This window comes from Streptomyces sp. ID05-39B (genome assembly GCF_033794725.1).
In the GTDB taxonomy this organism is placed as follows: domain Bacteria; phylum Actinomycetota; class Actinomycetes; order Streptomycetales; family Streptomycetaceae; genus Streptomyces; species Streptomyces bobili.
In genome coordinates this window covers 22,987-38,666 of record NZ_JARGEF010000053.1, presented here as the reverse complement: position 1 = coordinate 38,666, position 15,680 = coordinate 22,987, and the positions used below count along the sequence as shown (strand labels likewise).

The 15,680-nt window shown below is 73.3% G+C and carries 16 protein-coding genes, 1 tRNA gene, 1 pseudogene and 1 riboswitch; of the genes and pseudogenes, 11 read left to right on the top strand and 7 right to left on the bottom strand.

Translation table 11 applies throughout. The features are described 5' to 3' along the window. Positions 1–1,072: iron ABC transporter permease (locus P1P75_RS14700; RefSeq protein ID WP_319255357.1), on the bottom strand; the 1,072-nt coding region annotated here is incomplete at its 3' end. 148 nt (positions 1,073–1,220) lie between these two features. Continuing rightward, positions 1,221–1,359: riboswitch (cobalamin riboswitch) on the bottom strand. A gap of 605 nt (positions 1,360–1,964) precedes the next feature. On the opposite strand from P1P75_RS14700, the gene P1P75_RS14695 reads away from it, so the two are divergent. Next, complete coding sequence (locus tag P1P75_RS14695; protein ID WP_319255353.1) at positions 1,965–2,426, top strand: hypothetical protein; 462 nt, start codon at positions 1,965–1,967, stop codon at positions 2,424–2,426. A gap of 63 nt (positions 2,427–2,489) precedes the next feature. On the opposite strand, the gene P1P75_RS14690 is transcribed toward P1P75_RS14695, so the two are convergent. Both P1P75_RS14690 and P1P75_RS14685 read right to left on the bottom strand, forming a co-directional pair. Beyond that, positions 2,490–2,942, bottom strand: coding sequence for an NAD(P)H-dependent oxidoreductase (locus P1P75_RS14690; protein WP_319255351.1), 453 nt, complete (start codon positions 2,940–2,942; stop codon positions 2,490–2,492). 90 nt (positions 2,943–3,032) lie between these two features. After that, positions 3,033–3,149: transfer RNA gene (locus P1P75_RS14685), tRNA-OTHER, on the bottom strand. A gap of 290 nt (positions 3,150–3,439) precedes the next feature. On the opposite strand from P1P75_RS14685, the gene P1P75_RS14680 reads away from it, so the two are divergent. Both P1P75_RS14680 and P1P75_RS14675 read left to right on the top strand, forming a co-directional pair. After that, positions 3,440–3,814: a hypothetical protein gene (locus P1P75_RS14680; RefSeq protein WP_086769989.1), complete on the top strand. Its 375-nt coding sequence runs from the start codon at positions 3,440–3,442 to the stop codon at positions 3,812–3,814. Between the two features lie 182 nt (positions 3,815–3,996). After that, positions 3,997–4,353, top strand: coding sequence for a helix-turn-helix transcriptional regulator (locus P1P75_RS14675; RefSeq protein WP_086769988.1), 357 nt, complete (start codon positions 3,997–3,999; stop codon positions 4,351–4,353). Between the two features lie 78 nt (positions 4,354–4,431). On the opposite strand, the gene P1P75_RS14670 is transcribed toward P1P75_RS14675, so the two are convergent. Continuing rightward, positions 4,432–4,668: a hypothetical protein gene (locus P1P75_RS14670; RefSeq protein ID WP_319255349.1), complete on the bottom strand. Its 237-nt coding sequence runs from the start codon at positions 4,666–4,668 to the stop codon at positions 4,432–4,434. Positions 4,669–5,164: 496 nt separating this feature from the next. Between P1P75_RS14670 and P1P75_RS14665 the strand changes: the two genes are divergently transcribed. The 7 genes from P1P75_RS14665 to P1P75_RS14635 all read left to right on the top strand — a co-directional run bounded on the left by P1P75_RS14665 (position 5,165) and on the right by P1P75_RS14635 (position 11,578). Next, positions 5,165–5,647 (top strand): hypothetical protein, encoded by a 483-nt coding sequence (locus tag P1P75_RS14665; protein ID WP_319255347.1) that lies wholly within the window; start codon positions 5,165–5,167, stop codon positions 5,645–5,647. A gap of 471 nt (positions 5,648–6,118) precedes the next feature. Then, positions 6,119–7,552, top strand: coding sequence for an ATP-binding protein (locus tag P1P75_RS14660; protein ID WP_319255345.1), 1,434 nt, complete (start codon positions 6,119–6,121; stop codon positions 7,550–7,552). After that, positions 7,549–7,971 (top strand): roadblock/LC7 domain-containing protein, encoded by a 423-nt coding sequence (locus tag P1P75_RS14655; protein ID WP_086769985.1) that lies wholly within the window; start codon positions 7,549–7,551, stop codon positions 7,969–7,971. The genes P1P75_RS14660 and P1P75_RS14655 overlap by 4 nt, the downstream gene beginning before the upstream one ends. Next, positions 7,968–8,330 carry a DUF742 domain-containing protein gene (locus tag P1P75_RS14650; protein ID WP_319255343.1) on the top strand — a complete coding sequence of 121 codons (363 nt, stop codon included), beginning with the start codon at positions 7,968–7,970 and terminating at the stop codon, positions 8,328–8,330. The genes P1P75_RS14655 and P1P75_RS14650 overlap by 4 nt, the downstream gene beginning before the upstream one ends. A 157-nt stretch (positions 8,331–8,487) precedes the next feature. After that, positions 8,488–9,093, top strand: coding sequence for an ATP/GTP-binding protein (locus tag P1P75_RS14645; RefSeq protein ID WP_319255341.1), 606 nt, complete (start codon positions 8,488–8,490; stop codon positions 9,091–9,093). After that, positions 9,090–10,337 carry a cytochrome P450 gene (locus tag P1P75_RS14640; protein ID WP_319255339.1) on the top strand — a complete coding sequence of 416 codons (1,248 nt, stop codon included), beginning with the start codon at positions 9,090–9,092 and terminating at the stop codon, positions 10,335–10,337. Before P1P75_RS14645 ends, P1P75_RS14640 begins: the two co-directional genes overlap by 4 nt. Next, positions 10,334–11,578, top strand: coding sequence for a cytochrome P450 (locus P1P75_RS14635; RefSeq protein WP_319255337.1), 1,245 nt, complete (start codon positions 10,334–10,336; stop codon positions 11,576–11,578). The genes P1P75_RS14640 and P1P75_RS14635 overlap by 4 nt, the downstream gene beginning before the upstream one ends. Before the next feature lie 240 nt (positions 11,579–11,818). Here the strand turns inward: P1P75_RS14635 and P1P75_RS14630 are convergent, their stop codons facing one another. The 3 genes and pseudogenes from P1P75_RS14630 to P1P75_RS14620 all read right to left on the bottom strand — a co-directional run bounded on the left by P1P75_RS14630 (position 11,819) and on the right by P1P75_RS14620 (position 14,898). Further along, positions 11,819–13,366: a helix-turn-helix domain-containing protein gene (locus tag P1P75_RS14630; RefSeq protein ID WP_319255335.1), complete on the bottom strand. Its 1,548-nt coding sequence runs from the start codon at positions 13,364–13,366 to the stop codon at positions 11,819–11,821. 307 nt (positions 13,367–13,673) lie between these two features. Continuing rightward, positions 13,674–14,159 (bottom strand): annotated as a pseudogene (locus P1P75_RS14625) (MFS transporter); the annotation flags it as partial. 265 nt (positions 14,160–14,424) lie between these two features. Further along, entirely contained in the window at positions 14,425–14,898 is a 474-nt protein-coding gene (locus P1P75_RS14620) for a MarR family transcriptional regulator (RefSeq protein WP_319255333.1), read from the bottom strand. Between the two features lie 116 nt (positions 14,899–15,014). Between P1P75_RS14620 and P1P75_RS14615 the strand changes: the two genes are divergently transcribed. Continuing rightward, complete coding sequence (locus tag P1P75_RS14615) at positions 15,015–15,635, top strand: L-threonylcarbamoyladenylate synthase (protein WP_319255331.1); 621 nt, start codon at positions 15,015–15,017, stop codon at positions 15,633–15,635. Positions 15,636–15,680 lie beyond the last annotated feature (45 nt).

Genomic DNA, 15,680 nt, shown 5'->3' with positions numbered 1-15,680 from the left:
CCGCCGCGTACTGGTCCTGGCCCCTCTCGCCGGAGCCCTCCTGCTGGTCTGGGCGGACCTGCTGTCCCGGCTCCTGCTCGCGCCGCATGAGCAGCAGGAACGCCGGTACTCCGACGACGGCGGTGACCACGCCGACGGGGAGTTCGGCCGGCGCGAGCAGGAGCCGGGACAGCAGGTCCGCCCAGACCAGCAGGAGGGCTCCGGCGAGAGGGGCCAGGACCAGTACGCGGCGGTGGTCGGCGCCGACCACCATCCGCACGAGGTGAGGCACCATCAGGCCGACGAAGCCGATCGCGCCGCTCACCGCGACGACGGTCCCGGTCACGGCCGCCGTCACGAGGAACAGCTCGCGGCGCAGCGTGGCCGGTCGGACTCCGAGCGCGGCGGCGGTCTCGTCGCCCATCGCGAGGGCGTTGAGCGCCTCGGCCCGCCGGCGCAGCCAGGCCCAGCCGAGGGTGACGGTGACGGCGGCGATCGGCACCTGCGCCCAGGTCGCGCCGCCGAGGCTGCCCAGCAGCCACATCATCGCCGAGCGGGCCGCCTCGCCGCGGGCCGCCCCGAACACCATCACGGTCGTCAGGGCCTCGAAGCCGTACGCCAGGGCCGTCCCGGTCAGGATCAGCCGCAGCGGGGTGAGACCGCTCGGGGTGCGGGCGACGGCGTACACGAGCGCCATCGCGGCGAGCGCCGAGCCGAACGCGGACACCGACAGCGCCCAGACGCCGAGGCCCGCGAACGCGCCGAGCAGGATGACGGCGTTGGCGCCCACGGCCGCGCCCGAGGAGATGCCCAGCACGAACGGGTCGGCGAGGGCGTTGCGGACCATCGCCTGCACGGCCACGCCGACGGAGGCGAGCCCGGCCCCGACGACGGCGCCGAGCACGACGCGCGGCAGCCTGATCTCCCAGACGATGGTGTACGCGGCGCCGTCCCGGGCGGGGACGGTTCCGCCGGTGAGGCCTGCCCACAGCAGCCGGAGCACCTGGGCGCCCCCGATGCCCGTGGCGCCCAGGGCGACCGCGCACAGCAGGGAGAGGAGCAGGACGAGGCCCAGTGCGGCGGCCAGGGGCACGAGGTGCTTACGGCTGCGGCTCGCCGTGGGTTTTCGGAGCACGGGCGGTGGCGGTCCTTCACCTCGGCCGCCTGATGGACCGTGAGACAGCCCGTTCGGCCCGCGGGCCGCGCGGTCCCCCTCTCGCAGTCCTCGGCGAGCAGTCAACGGGTCGCTGCCCACCACGGGCGATCGGGCTCACGCGACGGACCGTCAGGTCGTCGCGCACACCGTTGCGGGTCAGCGCCGGACTCTCACCGGACTTCCCCCGTGGAAAGGCCCCCGGAGCCTAACAAACGCCGCCCAAAGGCCCCGCGGCGGGCTCGACCGCGGGGCCTCGACCGCGGGGCCGCCGCCGGCGAGGGCCCGACAGGTGAGGACGCAACAGGTGAGGGTCGAAGAGCTGGGCCGACAGGCCTGCCAGGACCAGGCCCCCCGCGAGGAGCAGGCCGTGCGGCAGGACCACGCCGGCGATCAGCGCGGCGGTCGCTACGGCGAGCCCACGACCAGCCGCGCAGGCGGCGGTACTCGCGGGGCGGGGCCGGCCGCCCCTCGTCCAGCGACCGGGCGAACCGGGGGTCGTCGCGGGCGAGGGAGGCGGCCAGGCCGGTCAGGCGTTCGTCGTCGGTCGCGGACATGACCGTTCCCCTTCGGCTTCGGTGTGGTCTGCGGATCGGGACGGCGCCGGAGGTGCCCTGGTTCAGGTCGTACGTCCGCTGCCCCGGCCGGTCGCCGTCGACGAGCTGATACGTCGATCCGGACACTGGTACGCCGCGGTCGGGGCCTTGCGCCGGCGGCGGGGCGCGGCTGTGGGCCGTTCGAGTGGTCGGTGTCGGCGCGGCGACGTACCGTCGGTACGGAACCTCACGGGGCGCGGGGCACAGCCCGGGGCCCGAGACGGGCGGGAGCGGACATGCGCGGACACCACAGGACGACGAGGACGGCGGCGCTGCTCTGTGCGGCGCTGGGACTCACCGCGGCGGTCGGGACGGCCTCGGCCGCGCCCGCCGCGTCACCGCCCACCGCGCCGCCGGGAGGGTCACCCGTCCTGGTCGACTGCCTCTGGCACCCGCAGGTGCGGCCCGACGCCTTCATCCTGGCCTGCGGCGACGGCAACAGCCGGCTTGCCTCACTGAAGTGGGACCACTGGAACGCCAGGTCCGCGAAGGCCACGGGAGTCAACGTCGTCAACGACTGCAAGCCCTACTGCGCGGCCGGCACCTTCCACTCGTACCCGGTGGTCGTACGGCTGGACAAGGCGCAGCCCTGGAAGAAGGACCTGCGGACGCAGCGCTACGACCGGATCGTCCTGGAGTACCCGGCCCAGCGGCCGGAGCAGTTCGCGAAGGTCATGACCTACCCGCTGTGGGACTGAGGAGCAGAGCGAGAACCGGGCTGGAGACGGGGCGGACCTCACGCAGGTGGGCGGCGGCCGTCGTCACACCATGAGACCGGCGGCCGTCGTCGCGCCGAGTTCCCAGCAGGCCTCCACGTCGGCCTTGCCCGGCTCACCGGTGACGGTGACGGGTTCGGCCGCGCGGCGCCAGCCGAGGCCGGTCGTGAGGGCCTCGATGCCGCGTACGGCGCCGGTGACGTCGTTGCCGCCGTGCACGTAGTAGGCGAAGGGGCGGCCTCGGGTGGTGTCGAGGCAGGGGTAGTACACCTGGTCGAAGAAGTGCTTGAGGGCACCCGACATGTAGCCCAGGTTGGCCGGTGTGCCCAGCAGGTAGCCGTCGGCGGCCAGGACGTCGGAGGCGGTGGCGGCGAGGGCGGCCCGGCGGACGACACGGACGCCTTCGATCTCCGGCGCCGACGCGCCCTGGACGACCGCTTCGAACATCGCCTGGCAGTTCGGCGAGGGTGTGTGATGGACGATCAGCAAGGTGGCCACGGCATCGAACCCTGCCCGCTCGGGCGGCCCGCCGCAAGCGGCGGCCCTGCCGGTGGAGTGACCGCGCGCACCGGTCGGGGTGGGCGGCCGCGACGCCGACGGGATTCGAACCCGCGGACGAGTACGGGCAGACCCGCCCGATCCCGTCAAGCGTCACGGGGAGGGTCTCCCCCGCGACGGTGCGATGGGCCGCTCCGCCACGGCGCCACGGCCTGCGGGGCCGCGCGACCCCGGTGCGGCCCACCCTACATCCGCGTCAACTCCACTCCGGGAAACCGCACTTGGGCCGCACCTGGGCCGCGTCTGGCCCGCCGTACGGTCAGCTTCCATATCCCCTGTGATCAAAGTGCGGCACTCGTTCACACGTTCCGGAGTTCCTTGCGCCAGTCCCGGAAGGTGTCACTCTTGCGAGCGACCCCCTCCGTACGGTTCGGGACACGAACGGGGCCGGAGGAGCCCGGACCCGTGCAACCGGCAGAAGCCGTAGGAGGACCGCCATGACCAATGTGGAAATCTCCCTCAAGGAGACGATGACCGTGGTGGAGGGGGCACTGGGCGCGGCCGTCGTCGACTACACCAGCGGCATGGCGCTCGGCACGCTGGGCGGCGGCAAGGACCTCGACCTGGCCGTCGCCGCCGCGGGCAACACCGACGTGATCCGCGCCAAGGTCCGCACGATGGAGCACCTCGGGCTGAAGGGTGAGATCGAGGACATCCTGATCACCCTCGGGACCCAGTACCACCTCATCCGGCTGGTGAAGGGGCGGCAGGGCAGCGGGTTGTTCATCTACCTGGTCCTGGACCGGGGCCGGTCCAACCTCGCGATGGCCCGTCACCAGCTCAAGCGGATCGAGACGGAACTCGAGGTGTAGCCGGCTCCGTGACGAACGGCTTCGCACGCCCGCGAATTGAAGATTTCTTCATCTCGACACCTCGGCACCTCGATATCTCGACACATCAACATCAGTGCATCACCGGGGCGTGCGGAGCCCGAAGTCGCCAGGATCATGACGCCACGCAGGACCCGAGAACGGCAGGGAGCGAGCGATCGACCATGCAGGTCCCCCTCTATCAGGCCAAGGCCGAGTTCTTCCGCATGCTGGGGCACCCGGTGCGCATCAGGGTCCTCGAACTGCTTCAGGGCGGGCCCGTCGCCGTGCGGGACCTGCTCACCGAGATCGAGATCGAACCGTCCAGCCTGTCCCAGCAGCTGGCCGTGCTGCGGCGTTCCGGGATCGTCGTCTCGATCCGGGAGGGTTCGACGGTCAGCTACGCGCTGGCCGGCGGTGATGTCGCCGAACTGCTCCGCGCGGCCCGCCGCATCCTGACCGAACTGATCGCCGGGCAGCACGAGTTGCTGGCCGAGCTTCGGCAGTCGGAGCCCTCGGTGCCGGCACCCCCGCTGCCCTGACCGCTCTCCCACCCGCACCGGGGCCCGGCCGCCGCGACCTTCGTCGTACGGCGTCCGGGCCCATGGCTGCCGCGAGGATCAGCCGCCGTTCAGGCGGGCGCGCAGCAGATCCTTGCCCATCTGGGCACCCTTGCGGCTGTCCGCCTGGGCCTTGCGGAACAGGTCCGCGACCTCGGTGTCCTTGTCGCGTTCGGCGTCCTGGATGTAGGTCTCCAGTCGCAGCGCGTTGTTCAGGCACGCCTCGACGTACCAGATGAGGTTGTAGTCCTTGTCCCGCGTACCGGTCACATCGCCGGTCTCTGCTCCAGTGGCCATGTGGGCCTCCTCCCAGCGTGCTGTCGACGTGGTCGTTGCCGCTGCCGGGTACCCATGGGGGCCACGGGCACACCGGGCCGGGCCGTCCGGCCCACAGCTTCCCGCCTCCCGGCCTCCCCGGCCTCCCGGCTTCCCGGTCTCCCGACCCCCGGTCTCCCGCTGTCGCGGCCCCCGGCCCCCCGCTCCCCCGCTCCCCCGCTCAGCGAGCGTGCCGGGCCATCGACCCCGTGGCGGGGCCTGCCGCAGACCCTCAGCCCCCTGGCGGGGCGCGCGCCGGCCCGCCCGGCTCCCGCTGCCCGGCCGGTCGGCCGAACAATGACGCGAGAGTCGAACGAACCAGACCAAAACGCCACGGTTCGCCACCCCTTCCGCCACGTAGAAATATCTACCAGCATGCAGATGCCGAGTCGGCGCGCTGCCGACGAGCCGGACCCCGGCCCAGGGCGCGCCCGCGTGCGTCCACAGGTTCCGGGCGGACCTCGGACGGAGCCGGATGATGAGCTATGCGATGTGGGCGCGCGGCGTGGAGTGGCTCGCCGCCGCCGCGACGGACCCGCGCACCTGCAAGCGGGAGTGGGATCACGGGCACGGCGTCACTCTGCTGGAGGCGGGCCGCTACTGGAACGTGCTGAGCGTGCCGGACCGCCTGGGCCTTCTCACCCTGGACCTGCTGTGGCAGCCGACGCTGCCCGTGCCGGGGCCGACCCTCGTGGACACGGCGGCCCAGCGGGTGGGCTTCTTCCTGCCGCCCGATCCCGCGAGCCGCTGGATCGGCGAGGGGCTCAGACACGTCGGCAGGGGGTCCTGGGTCGCGGTACCCCCGCCGTACCGGTCGGCCCGCTTCCTGGAGTGGCTGATCCCACCGGACGGGACGGGTGCGCTGCACTCCCCCATCACCCTGGAACTGGCGCTGCGCCAGGCCAACGGCACCCTGGCCGTTCTCCCGCCGCCGCGGGGTGCCACCAGCTCCGCACGGTGAGCCCGGCGAGGGGCACCCACCGCACGTCGTGACGGGCGGGCATGGTCCGGCCTCGGGCACGCCACTGGGCGACGAGCCGGGCGTAGACCGGTGTCCGGCAGGAAGGCCTCATGGGCGGCGGGAAGGCCGGTCCATTTCCGGAGCGACGCGGAGCACGCGCCGGCGGTACGCGCCCGGTTCCCGCGCTCCGGGAAGGGGGAGAGCGGATCCCGCTCGGAGCACGTCACCGTCCGGCGACCGGACCTGCGCGCGGTGCTCCTCGGGAGCGGCCCAACTCGCTTGCGACGTACGGCATTTCCGACAGTCGACGCAGAAGCGAACAGATACCGGGCACTTTCGGCCTGAAGTCTTGCTCGACCGTGCGAGATCGGTCGATGACGGTGTGTACTGTGCTCCGGGTGCCCGGTCCCACCTCTCGGGCCCCCTGCCCCGCCCTTCCCCGGAACGCCGACCCACCCTGGAACCGAATCGATGATCGAACTACCGGACCTGGTGGCCGGTGGCCTCGCCGCCGGCACACTGTCCGCGCTCGCCCTCGGCGGCGGGCTGCTGCGGTTACGACGGCAACAGACCAGGCAGCGGGCGGAGATATCCGCCCTGCGCACACAACTCGACGGCTCCTTGCGGGCGTTCACGGCCGAGGTCGAGCATCTCGCGGCACGACGAGTGCCCGCCGCCGCCCAGCGGGTGGCCCATCCACACCTGGCCGTGCCCGGCCCCCTCCAGCCGCTGACGGCCGGCACCCCGCTCGGCATCGCCCTGGAGAACGTGCTTCTGGCGCTCCAGGCGGAGGTGGCCTCCCAGCGCACCCGGGTCGACGCGGCCGCACAGGCCGGCATGCGCGGCGCCACACGGGAGATCCAGGCAGCCCTGTACCGGCTTCAGGACGCCCTGCGCCGACTGCAACAGCGTTACGACGACCCCGAGTTGGCGCAGACCCTGTTCCAGCTCGACCACGAGAACGAGCAGTCGCTGCGGCGCGCCCAGGTCGCCGCCGTGGTGTGCGGGGCCTGGGTGGGGCTCGCACGCGAGGAGTCGCACCTGGTGGACGCGGTCACCGGCGGCCAGGCCCGGCTCGCGGGCTACCAGCGCGTCAAGGTGCACAACCACCTGGAAGCCGGTACGGCGCTGGTCTCGCACGCGGTGGAACCCGTCGCCATCATCGTCGCCGAACTCCTCGACAACGCGCTGCGCCACTCCGCGCCCGAGACCGACGTCGTGGTGAGCCTGGAACACGTCCACCACGGGGTGTGCGTCACCGTGGACGACGCGGGCCTCGGCATGACCCGCGACGAACGCGACCGCGCCCAGCGGCTGGTGGCCGGCGACGCCCCTATCCTCCTGACCGACCTGGGTGATCCGCCGCGCATGGGCCTTGCCGCGATCGGCCGTCTCACCCGCCAGTTCGACCTGGGCGTCGACGTCTCGTCGGCCTCCCCCTACGGCGGGGTGCGCGCGGTGCTGCGGGTGGACAGCCACCTGCTGAGCCGCCTGGACCCGGCCGACCGGCCGCCGGCCCCGAGCGCCCCGCGCACCACCCGCACATCCGTCCCCGCCGCGCCGGCCCCGACGCACGCCTACGGCACGGAGGACGCCGTGGCGGACGCACCGGGGCACCACACGCCCACGGACGAGAACGGGGACGGGGACGGGGACGGGCTGCCGCAGCGCCGTCGCCGCCGGACCCGGCCCGCCCCGGCCGCCGCCGTATCCGAACCGTCCGCTCCGCCCGCGTCCTCAACGCCGGCCCGGCGGCCGGAGGAGGCCGCGGCGGCGCTCGGCGCGCTCCAGTCCGGCACCGCGGCGGCACGCTCCGGCGCCGAGGCCGCACCCTTGGCCGGCGCGCCGACCGCGGCGGCCCACGACACCGACCACACCCACGACGAAGGGGGAGCGGCCCGATGACCAGCCGCAACACGGGCGACACGGCATGGGCGCTGGAGCCGATCCTCCAGGTGCCGCACGTGGTGGCCGCCGTCATGCTGACCCGCGACGGGCTCGTGACGGGGTACACCGACGCGCTGTCGCAGCCGTCGGCGGAGCGGGTGGCCGCCATCAGCAGCACCGTGCAGGGGGCGTGCCGCACGGCGGCGGCCGCGTTCGCCGACCGGGACAAGGCCGAGGTGCGTCAGGTCGTCATCGAGTCCGACCACGGCTATGTGCTGATCGTGCCGACGGACCACGGCACCTGTGTCGCCGCGTACGGCGACGGCGAGGTACGGCTGGACCTGCTGGCGCACCGGGTGCACTCGCAGGTGGCACGGCTGGGCGAGAAGGCCATGGCGGCCGCGCCCCGAGGAGCCGACGACAACGCCCCCGCATGACCGCTCGTCCGGCCGGCCGTCCCCTTGTTCCCGCGTATCTGTCGACCGGCGGTGTGGCCCGCTCCAGCCGTCCGCATCTGGAGCGGCTGTCGGTGCTCGCCCTCACCGGGGAGAGCGTGCCGCCCGGACTGCCCGCCGCCGAACTCGCCCTGCTGGACGCCCTGGAGGGCGGTTCCCTGGCGGTGGTGGAGGCGGCGGCGCTCCTCGGACTACCGGTCTCCGCGCTGTGTGTGCTGGCGGCCGGGCTCGCCGACCGGGACCTGATCCACACCCGCGCGCCGATCCCGCCCGCCGACCGCTTCGACCCCGACCTGCTGAAGAGAGTGGCCGATGGCCTCCGCGCCCTCAAGCACGCCTAGCGCCTGTCGTCACATTCCCGCCTGCCTCACGACGCCCTGCACGCCCTCTCGCCGCACCGGGCACAGACCCACGGACGACCAGTACGAGGGCCCGCACCCGGCACGCCGAGAGCACGCACCTGACGCCGCGCGGCCCCAGCGGGCCGACGACGGGAATGTGACGACAGGCGCTCTCGCCCCCGGCGCGATCCACCAGCCCGACGCCGCCCGTGACCTGGTGAAGATCCTGGTCGCGGGGCCGTTCGGGGTGGGCAAGACAACCCTGATCGACTCGGTGTCCGAGATCCGGCCGCTGCACACCGAGGAGCACCTCAGCGAGGCGTCCACGCAGGTGGACGACCTGGACGGGGTACGGGACAAGGCCACGACGACCGTCGCCATCGACTTCGGCCGGATCAGCCTGCCCGGCCAGGTGGTCCTCTACCTGTTCGGCACCCCGGGACAGGAGCGGTTCAGGTCACTGTGGGACGACATCGCCTACGGGGCGCTCGGCGCGCTCGTCCTGGTGGACAGCCGCCGGCTCGACGCCTCGTTCGACGTGCTGGGCCTGGTCGAGGAGAGCGGACTGCCCTACGCCGTCGCCTTCAACGCCTTCCCGGACGCGCCCACGCACCACGGCGAGGAACGGCTGCGGCGGGCCCTGGACCTGGAACCGTCCACGCCGTTGGTGACCTGCGACGCGCGCGACGCCGACTCCTCCATCGACGCGCTGCTCGCGCTCGTCGACCATCTGATCACCCGCGACCCGGCGGAGGCCCGGTGACCACCTATCCCCCGGACCGGCACGACTTCTCGCGCTCGGCTCCCGTCCGGCTGTGGGAGGACGGCTTCGCGTCGGACCCGCACCGCTACTACGCCGCCCTCAGCGCGCAGGGGCCGATCGGCTGGGCCGAGTTGGCACCCGGCGTACCGGCGTACCTGGTCACCGACCGGCGGGCGGCGCTGGACGTCCTGCACGACGAGGAGACGTTCTCGCACGACCCGCGCGCCTGGGAGGGGACCGTCCCCGAAGACTCCCCCGTCCTCGGCATGATGCGGTGGCGGCCCAACGCCCTGTTCGCCGACGGCGCCGCCCACGTCCGCTACCGCACCACCCTCATCGACGTGTTCGACCTGGTGGAGCCGCACGACCTGCGGGCCCGGGTGCACCGCGCGGTACGGCTGCTGGTGGACCGGATCGGGCCGCACGGCGGGGCCGACCTCGTCGCCGACTTCTCGCGGCCCCTGATGGCGCTGGTCTTCAACGACCTGTTCGGGCTGCCGGACAGCGCCGGCGACCGGCTGGAGGCGGGCCTCGGCAAGATGATGGAGGGCGGCGCGCAGGCCGCCGAAGGCGAGGCCGAGTTCGGCCGGTACGTCCTGGAGCTGATCGCGGCCAAGGCCGAGCGGCCCGGCGACGACCTGCCCAGCCGGCTCCTCGGCCACCCCGCCGGGCTCACCGGCGAGGAGGTCACCTGGCAGGTGTTCCTCACCCTCGGCGCCGGCTACGAGCCGACCGCGAACCTGCTGTCCAACACCCTGTCGCGGATCCTGGGCAACCCGCTCTACTACTCCACCCTCACCAGCGGCGCCCGTCCCGTCATGGACGCGGTCGTCGAGGTCCTGCACCACGAGACACCGCTGTCCAACTACGGCATCTACTACGCCCGCCGGCCCGTCTCCTTCCACGGGGTGTGGCTGCGGGACGCGGTGCCCGTGGTGGTGTCGTACGGGGCACTCGGCGTCCGCGCCGAGCGGGAGGTGACGGCGGGCCGGCATCCCAACGACGCCTCGCACCTGTCGTGGGGAGCCGGATCGCACGCCTGCCCGGTGAAGCAGCACACGCTGCTGATCGTCACCGAGGCGATCGAACGGCTCACCCAGTGGCTGCCCGACCTCGACCCGGTGGTGCCCCGCGAGCGGCTCACCTGGCGGCCGGGGCCCTTCCACCGCTCCCTGACCGCGCTGCCCGTCCGTTTCAGCCCCCGTGCCGCCGACCGGCCACACCGATCAGGAGTTCCCTCGTGACCACGACCGACCGCATCGTCCTCGACCCGTTCGGCTCCGACCTGCACGCCGAGAGCGCCCGGCTGCGCGCGCTCGGCCCGATCGTGCCCATCGAACTGCCCGGCGGCATCCCCGCCTGGGCGCCCACCGGGTACGACACCCTCAAGGAGCTGATCCTCGACCCGCAGGTCAGCAAGGACCCGCGCAAACACTGGCGGCTGTGGCCGGAACTCGGCGCACACCCCACCTGGGGCTGGATCCTCGGCTGGGTCGGCGTGGTCAACATGCTCTCCACGTACGGCACCGACCACGCCCGGCTGCGGCGCCTGGTCGCGCCGAGCTTCACCGCCCGGCGCACCGAGTCGCTGCGGCAGCGGGTGGAGACGATCACGGCGGAACTGCTGGACACCCTCGACGGGGGCGGGGACCCGGCCGACCGGAGCGGCGAAACGGTCGACCTGAAGGCCGCGTTCGCCCACCCCCTGCCGATGCGGATCATCTGCGAACTGTTCGGCGTGCCCGAGGACATGCGGGAGGACCACGTCCGGCTGGTCGCCTCGATCATGGACACCACCGACCCCACCCCGGAGCACGCCGCGCGCGTCCAGGAACGGATCGGCTCGGTCCTGGGCGGGCTCATCGCGTACAAGAGCGAGCACCCCGGCGACGACATGACGACCGAACTGATCCGGGTGCGCGACGAGGAGGGCGACCGGCTCAGCGGCGAGGAGCTGCTGTACACGCTGCTGCTGGTCATCGGGGCCGGGTTCGAGACCACCGTGAACCTCGTCGGGAACGCCGTGGTGGCGCTGCTGCGCGCGCCCGAGCAACTGGCGGCCGTACGGCGCGGGGACCTGGGCTGGGACGCGGTCGTCGACGAGACGCTGCGGCTGCACCCGTCGATCGCCACGCTGCCGCTGCGGTTCGCCGTCAGCGACCTGAAGGTGGGCGACGTGACGATCCCGGCCGGCGACGCCATCGTCACGACGTACGCGGCGGCGGGTGTGGACCCGGCGCACTACGGCCCCGACGCAGAGGTCTTCGACGCGGCGCGCCGGGCGGACGACCACCTGGCGTTCGGGATCGGCGTCCACCGGTGCATCGGTGCTCCGCTGGCCCGGATGGAGGCGCTCACCGCGCTGCCCGCGCTGTTCGACCGGTTCCCGCAGCTGCGGCTGGACACGGACGCCGGGGAGCTGGAGCAGGTGCCGTCGTTCATCGCGAGCGGCTGGCAGACGATCCCGGTCCGGCTGCGCGGCTGACCGCGACCGGTGGCGCGGTCGCGGTTCCAGCCTTGGTCGCAGTCGCAGTCGCAGCCTTGGTCGCGGTCGCCGCGGCGGCGTCGCGGACGGCATCGCGGGGGTGCGACCGGTCCCCCGTTCCGGTCGAACCCCCGCGGCTCCTCGAAACTACGCGCCCGACGCACCGGCTGTGAATCGTGCCGGTGCCCGCTCGCGGGCCCGCAGGACTCACCTGTGCACAGGTGAGTCCGGATGGCCCGATTACGCCTGGCCGACGCCCGGCCGGACGTCCGGCCGGATGTCGGCCAGGAGGTCGATGTGCAGGTCGGGCGGGTCGATCGCGCCGCTCGCCAGGTGGGCGAGGACCACCTCGTACAGGTCGCTGCCGGCGGCGAGGAGCCGGCGTTCGAGGACGGGTTCGGCGCCGCGGACGTGCTCGCGGACGGTCTGGGCGTGCACGCCGAGCAGTTGGGCGGCCCGTTCGGCGTTGCCGCCGGCAAAGATCCAGGCGCGCAGGGTGCCGCGCAGGTCGCGGCCGTCGGAGTCGAGGCGGGCGAGCAGGCCGTGCGCCCAGGTACGCAGGGCGGGCCCGGTGAGCAGCTCACCGAGCCGGACGGGGGCCTCGGTCGCCGCGGCTCGCTCTTCGGTGAGGCCGGCCTCGGTGTTCAGGGCGAGATGTACGGCGGCGCGGACGGCGAGGTCGGAGAAGTCCGCGCCGAGGAGGTTCTCGACGCGTTCCATGCGGGCGCGGACGGTGTTGCGGCTCACGCCGAGCACCTTCGCCGCGCTGACGGCGGTGAACTCCAGGCCCAGCCGGGTGGTGGCGAGGAGTTCGGCACGGGTGTGGTGGGCGAGGGTGTCCAGGGGGCGCAGCAGCCGGGTCGTCCAGGCGCGCAGGACCGCGGGGTCCATCAGGCGCTCGGGGTGGGTGCGTTCGGCGTAGACGGCCGTCTTGTCGGGGCGGAAGTGGGCGACGGCGAGGGCGCTGACGGCCTGCCCGTAGGCGGCGGCGGTGTGGGCGAGGCTCTGGCGGGCGCTGCCGCCGAGGAAGGTGCCGGGGTGCCGGCGGCACACGTCGCGCAGGTCGGCGCTCGCGGTGTCGCGCGGAGTCACCACGATGACGTGGGCGTCCACGGCCGGGCAGCGCACGACCAGGCTCTGTTCGCGGGTGGCCTCGATGCAGGCCTCGGCGAGCCGGTCGCGTGACTCGGGGGTGCTCTCGACGACGTAGACGCAGGCCGTGTCGGTGTCGAGGAGGCCGGGCCAGAGACCGGCGGCGACCCTGCGGGCCGCGCTGGTGTCCTCGACCATGAGCAGTTGCAGGATGGCCAGGCGCAGGTCGGAGGTGGCGCGGGCGAGCCGGTGTCCGGTGGCGTCGGTGCGACGGGCGCGCAGGAGGAGTTCGAGGGCGGCGGCCGTGTGGGTCACGATGTCACCGGCGCGCCGGTCGAAGGGCGCGGTCCGCACGACGGCGAGCACGCCGACCGCGGCGGGCGGGGGCAGTTCCACACGGATCAGCCGCAGGTGGCGGCCGTCGCCCTCCCAGGAGGCGGAGGCGAGACGGCCGCTCACGATGTCCGTCACCAGACCCTCGTCGAGCGGTGCGGGGGAACCGGCGAGGGGCGTGCCGTTCTCGTCGCACAGGGAGACGAGGCTCGCCCCGACGGTGGCGCCGAGCCAGTCGACGACCCTTGCGATGTCCCGTCCGGTGGGCCGCAGATGGTCGAGGAGTTCCTGCGCCCACGCCGAGTCCGCCTGCCCGGTCACCGTCATGTCCGCGTGGCGCCGCTCACCGTCCCGGCCGGTCATGTCGGCCCACACTCCTCGTCCCTCACGACCCTTCGCGGGCCGAACCAGTCATATCGGTCGGGGACGTTACCTCACGCACGCGGACGGGGCCCGATCCGCGTCCGCAGTCCAGCCGGAGTGGGGTGGGCGCGGGAGGCCGGGCGGCCAGGTCCGAGGGTTGCGCTCCGCCCGGGAGAACAGGCGCACGGGCGCCCGACGCGGGCCGAACAGGCCCACGACGGCGTCCCGCCCCAGCGGAAGCACGGGCCCGGCCGGACACCGACGACACCCACGGCCGGCCTGGCCGGGTGGGCGGACGGGCGGGCCCCATGGCCCAGATGCCGACGGCCATGCCGAACCTCTTCGGCGGGAACACCGCCCGCAGCAGCCCCAGCGTGTTGGGCATGAGAAGGCCGCCGAAGACGCCTTGGAGGGCGCGGAAGACGATGACGCCGGTGATGGAGCCGGACAGTCCGATGGCGACCGAGGAGGCGGCGAATCCGACGACGCCGACCAGGTAGAACGTGCGCCGGCCGAAGCGGTCGCCGAGTTTGCCACCAAGGATGAGGGTGGCGGCCAGGGCCAGCAGGTAGGAGTTGGTGACCCACTGCAGATCTGCGGTGGAGGCCTCGAGGTCGCGGCCGATCTCGGGGTTGGCGATGGCGACGACGGACGCGTCGAGCTGGACCATGAACAGGCCGAAGGCGACGGCGCAGAGGGTGAGCCAGGCGTTGGAGCGGAAGCGGCCGGTGCCCGGTGGCCGCGCCACGGTGGACGCGGGCACGCCGGAGTGATCCACGGTGGTGGATGGCATGGAGGAGCCTTGTCTGTGTACGTGGTTCTACGAAGGGAGCGGCGGCCGCCGCCCACGGGGCGGGCGCCACGGCTGCTTTCGGGCGGGCTGAGTCCCGTCGGCGGGGAAGAACGGCGTAGGAGTGCCCGCCCGGGTCGGGCCGGGAAGGGCCGGCCTCGGTCGGGGCGGGAAGCGTCCCGCCCCGTCTCAGGCCGGGAAGAGCCTGCCCCGTCTCGGGCCGGGAAGCGTCCCGCCCCGCTTCAGGCCGGGAAGGGCCCGCACCGTCTCAGTGCGCCGCGGCGTGCAGGTGGCGCGTCAGCGAGATGAGCGCGCCGACCGCGGAGCCGAGGGCGTCCATCTCGCCGTCGGTGAGGGACAGCAGGGCCTCGGAGAGGTAACCCGTCTCCAGGTCGCGGACCTCGGCGAGGCGCCGCCGGGAGGTCGCCGTCAGGTACAGGTGGGCGACGCGTTTGTCGGTGCTGTCCTGGCGGCGCTCCAGCATGCCCCGCTCGGTCATCTGGGAGACCAGGGCGCTGACGTTGTTGGGCTTCATCAGCAGCGCGTCGGCGGCCTCGCGCACGGTGGTGCCCTCGTGCCGCGCGACGAACCTGAGCAGCAGGAGCTGTCCCTCGGCCGGCTTGGGGTGCGGGTAGGTGGAACCGACCCGTCGGTCCAGTGCCCGGTGCAGCGCGGGGAGGCAGGCCGCCAGCTCGGCGGCCAGGCGGTCGGTGCCCCCGGTGGGCGCGCTGGAGTCGGACATGACAGCCACGATAGGTATACCGGCATACTCATGTCAAAGCGGTCGGTCCCGAGGCGCCGGGCGCCAGGGACCGTCGGTGGCGACCCGGACCCCGCCGCACGGCATAAGCTCCCCCAATGGCGAAGTACTACGACGTTCACCCAGACAACCCGCAGCCGCGCACCATCGCCCAGGTCGCGGCGGCCATCCGGGCAGACGCGCTGATCGCGTACCCGACGGACTCCTGCTACGCGCTCGGCTGCCGGATCGGCAGCCGTGACGGCGTGGACCGGATCCGGTCCATCCGCGAGCTGGACGACAAGCACCACTTCACCCTCGTCTGCCAGGACTTCGCGCAGCTGGGCCAGTTCGTGCACGTCGACAACGACGTGTTCCGCGCGATCAAGGCCACGACGCCCGGCAGCTACACCTTCATCCTCCCGGCGACGAAGGAGGTGCCGCGCATGCTCCAGCACCCCAAGAAGAAGACGGTGGGCGTGCGCATCCCCGACCACGTCGTCACCCAGGCGCTGCTCGCCGAACTCGGCGAGCCCCTGCTCTCCAGCACACTGCTGCTGCCGGGCGAGGAGGAGCCGATGACCCAGGGCTGGGAGATCAAGGACCTGCTCGACAACTCCGTGGACGGGGTGCTCGACTCCGGGGACTGCGGCACCGAGCCGACCACGGTCATCGACTTCTCGGAGGGCGAGGCACAGATCATCCGGTACGGAGCGGGCGACGCCTCACGCTTCGAGTAGGCCGAGGCAGCGGGGCACCGGCCACCGGCCCCGCCATCGCCGGCT

Bases quoted from the DNA above. Each gene is read 5' to 3' on its own strand.
- P1P75_RS14655 (WP_086769985.1), top strand. From the start codon at position 7,549: ATGACCAGCCGCAACACGGGCGACACGGCATGGGCGCTGGAGCCGATC.
- P1P75_RS14615 (WP_319255331.1), top strand. From the start codon at position 15,015: ATGGCGAAGTACTACGACGTTCACCCAGACAACCCGCAGCCGCGCACC.
- P1P75_RS14680 (WP_086769989.1), top strand. From the start codon at position 3,440: ATGACCAATGTGGAAATCTCCCTCAAGGAGACGATGACCGTGGTGGAG.
- P1P75_RS14660 (WP_319255345.1), top strand. From the start codon at position 6,119: ATGATCGAACTACCGGACCTGGTGGCCGGTGGCCTCGCCGCCGGCACA.
- P1P75_RS14665 (WP_319255347.1), top strand. From the start codon at position 5,165: ATGAGCTATGCGATGTGGGCGCGCGGCGTGGAGTGGCTCGCCGCCGCC.
- P1P75_RS14695 (WP_319255353.1), top strand. From the start codon at position 1,965: ATGCGCGGACACCACAGGACGACGAGGACGGCGGCGCTGCTCTGTGCG.
- P1P75_RS14620 (WP_319255333.1), bottom strand. From the start codon at position 14,898: ATGTCCGACTCCAGCGCGCCCACCGGGGGCACCGACCGCCTGGCCGCC.
- P1P75_RS14675 (WP_086769988.1), top strand. From the start codon at position 3,997: ATGCAGGTCCCCCTCTATCAGGCCAAGGCCGAGTTCTTCCGCATGCTG.
- P1P75_RS14670 (WP_319255349.1), bottom strand. From the start codon at position 4,668: ATGGCCACTGGAGCAGAGACCGGCGATGTGACCGGTACGCGGGACAAG.
- P1P75_RS14630 (WP_319255335.1), bottom strand. From the start codon at position 13,366: ATGACCGGCCGGGACGGTGAGCGGCGCCACGCGGACATGACGGTGACC.
- P1P75_RS14650 (WP_319255343.1), top strand. From the start codon at position 7,968: ATGACCGCTCGTCCGGCCGGCCGTCCCCTTGTTCCCGCGTATCTGTCG.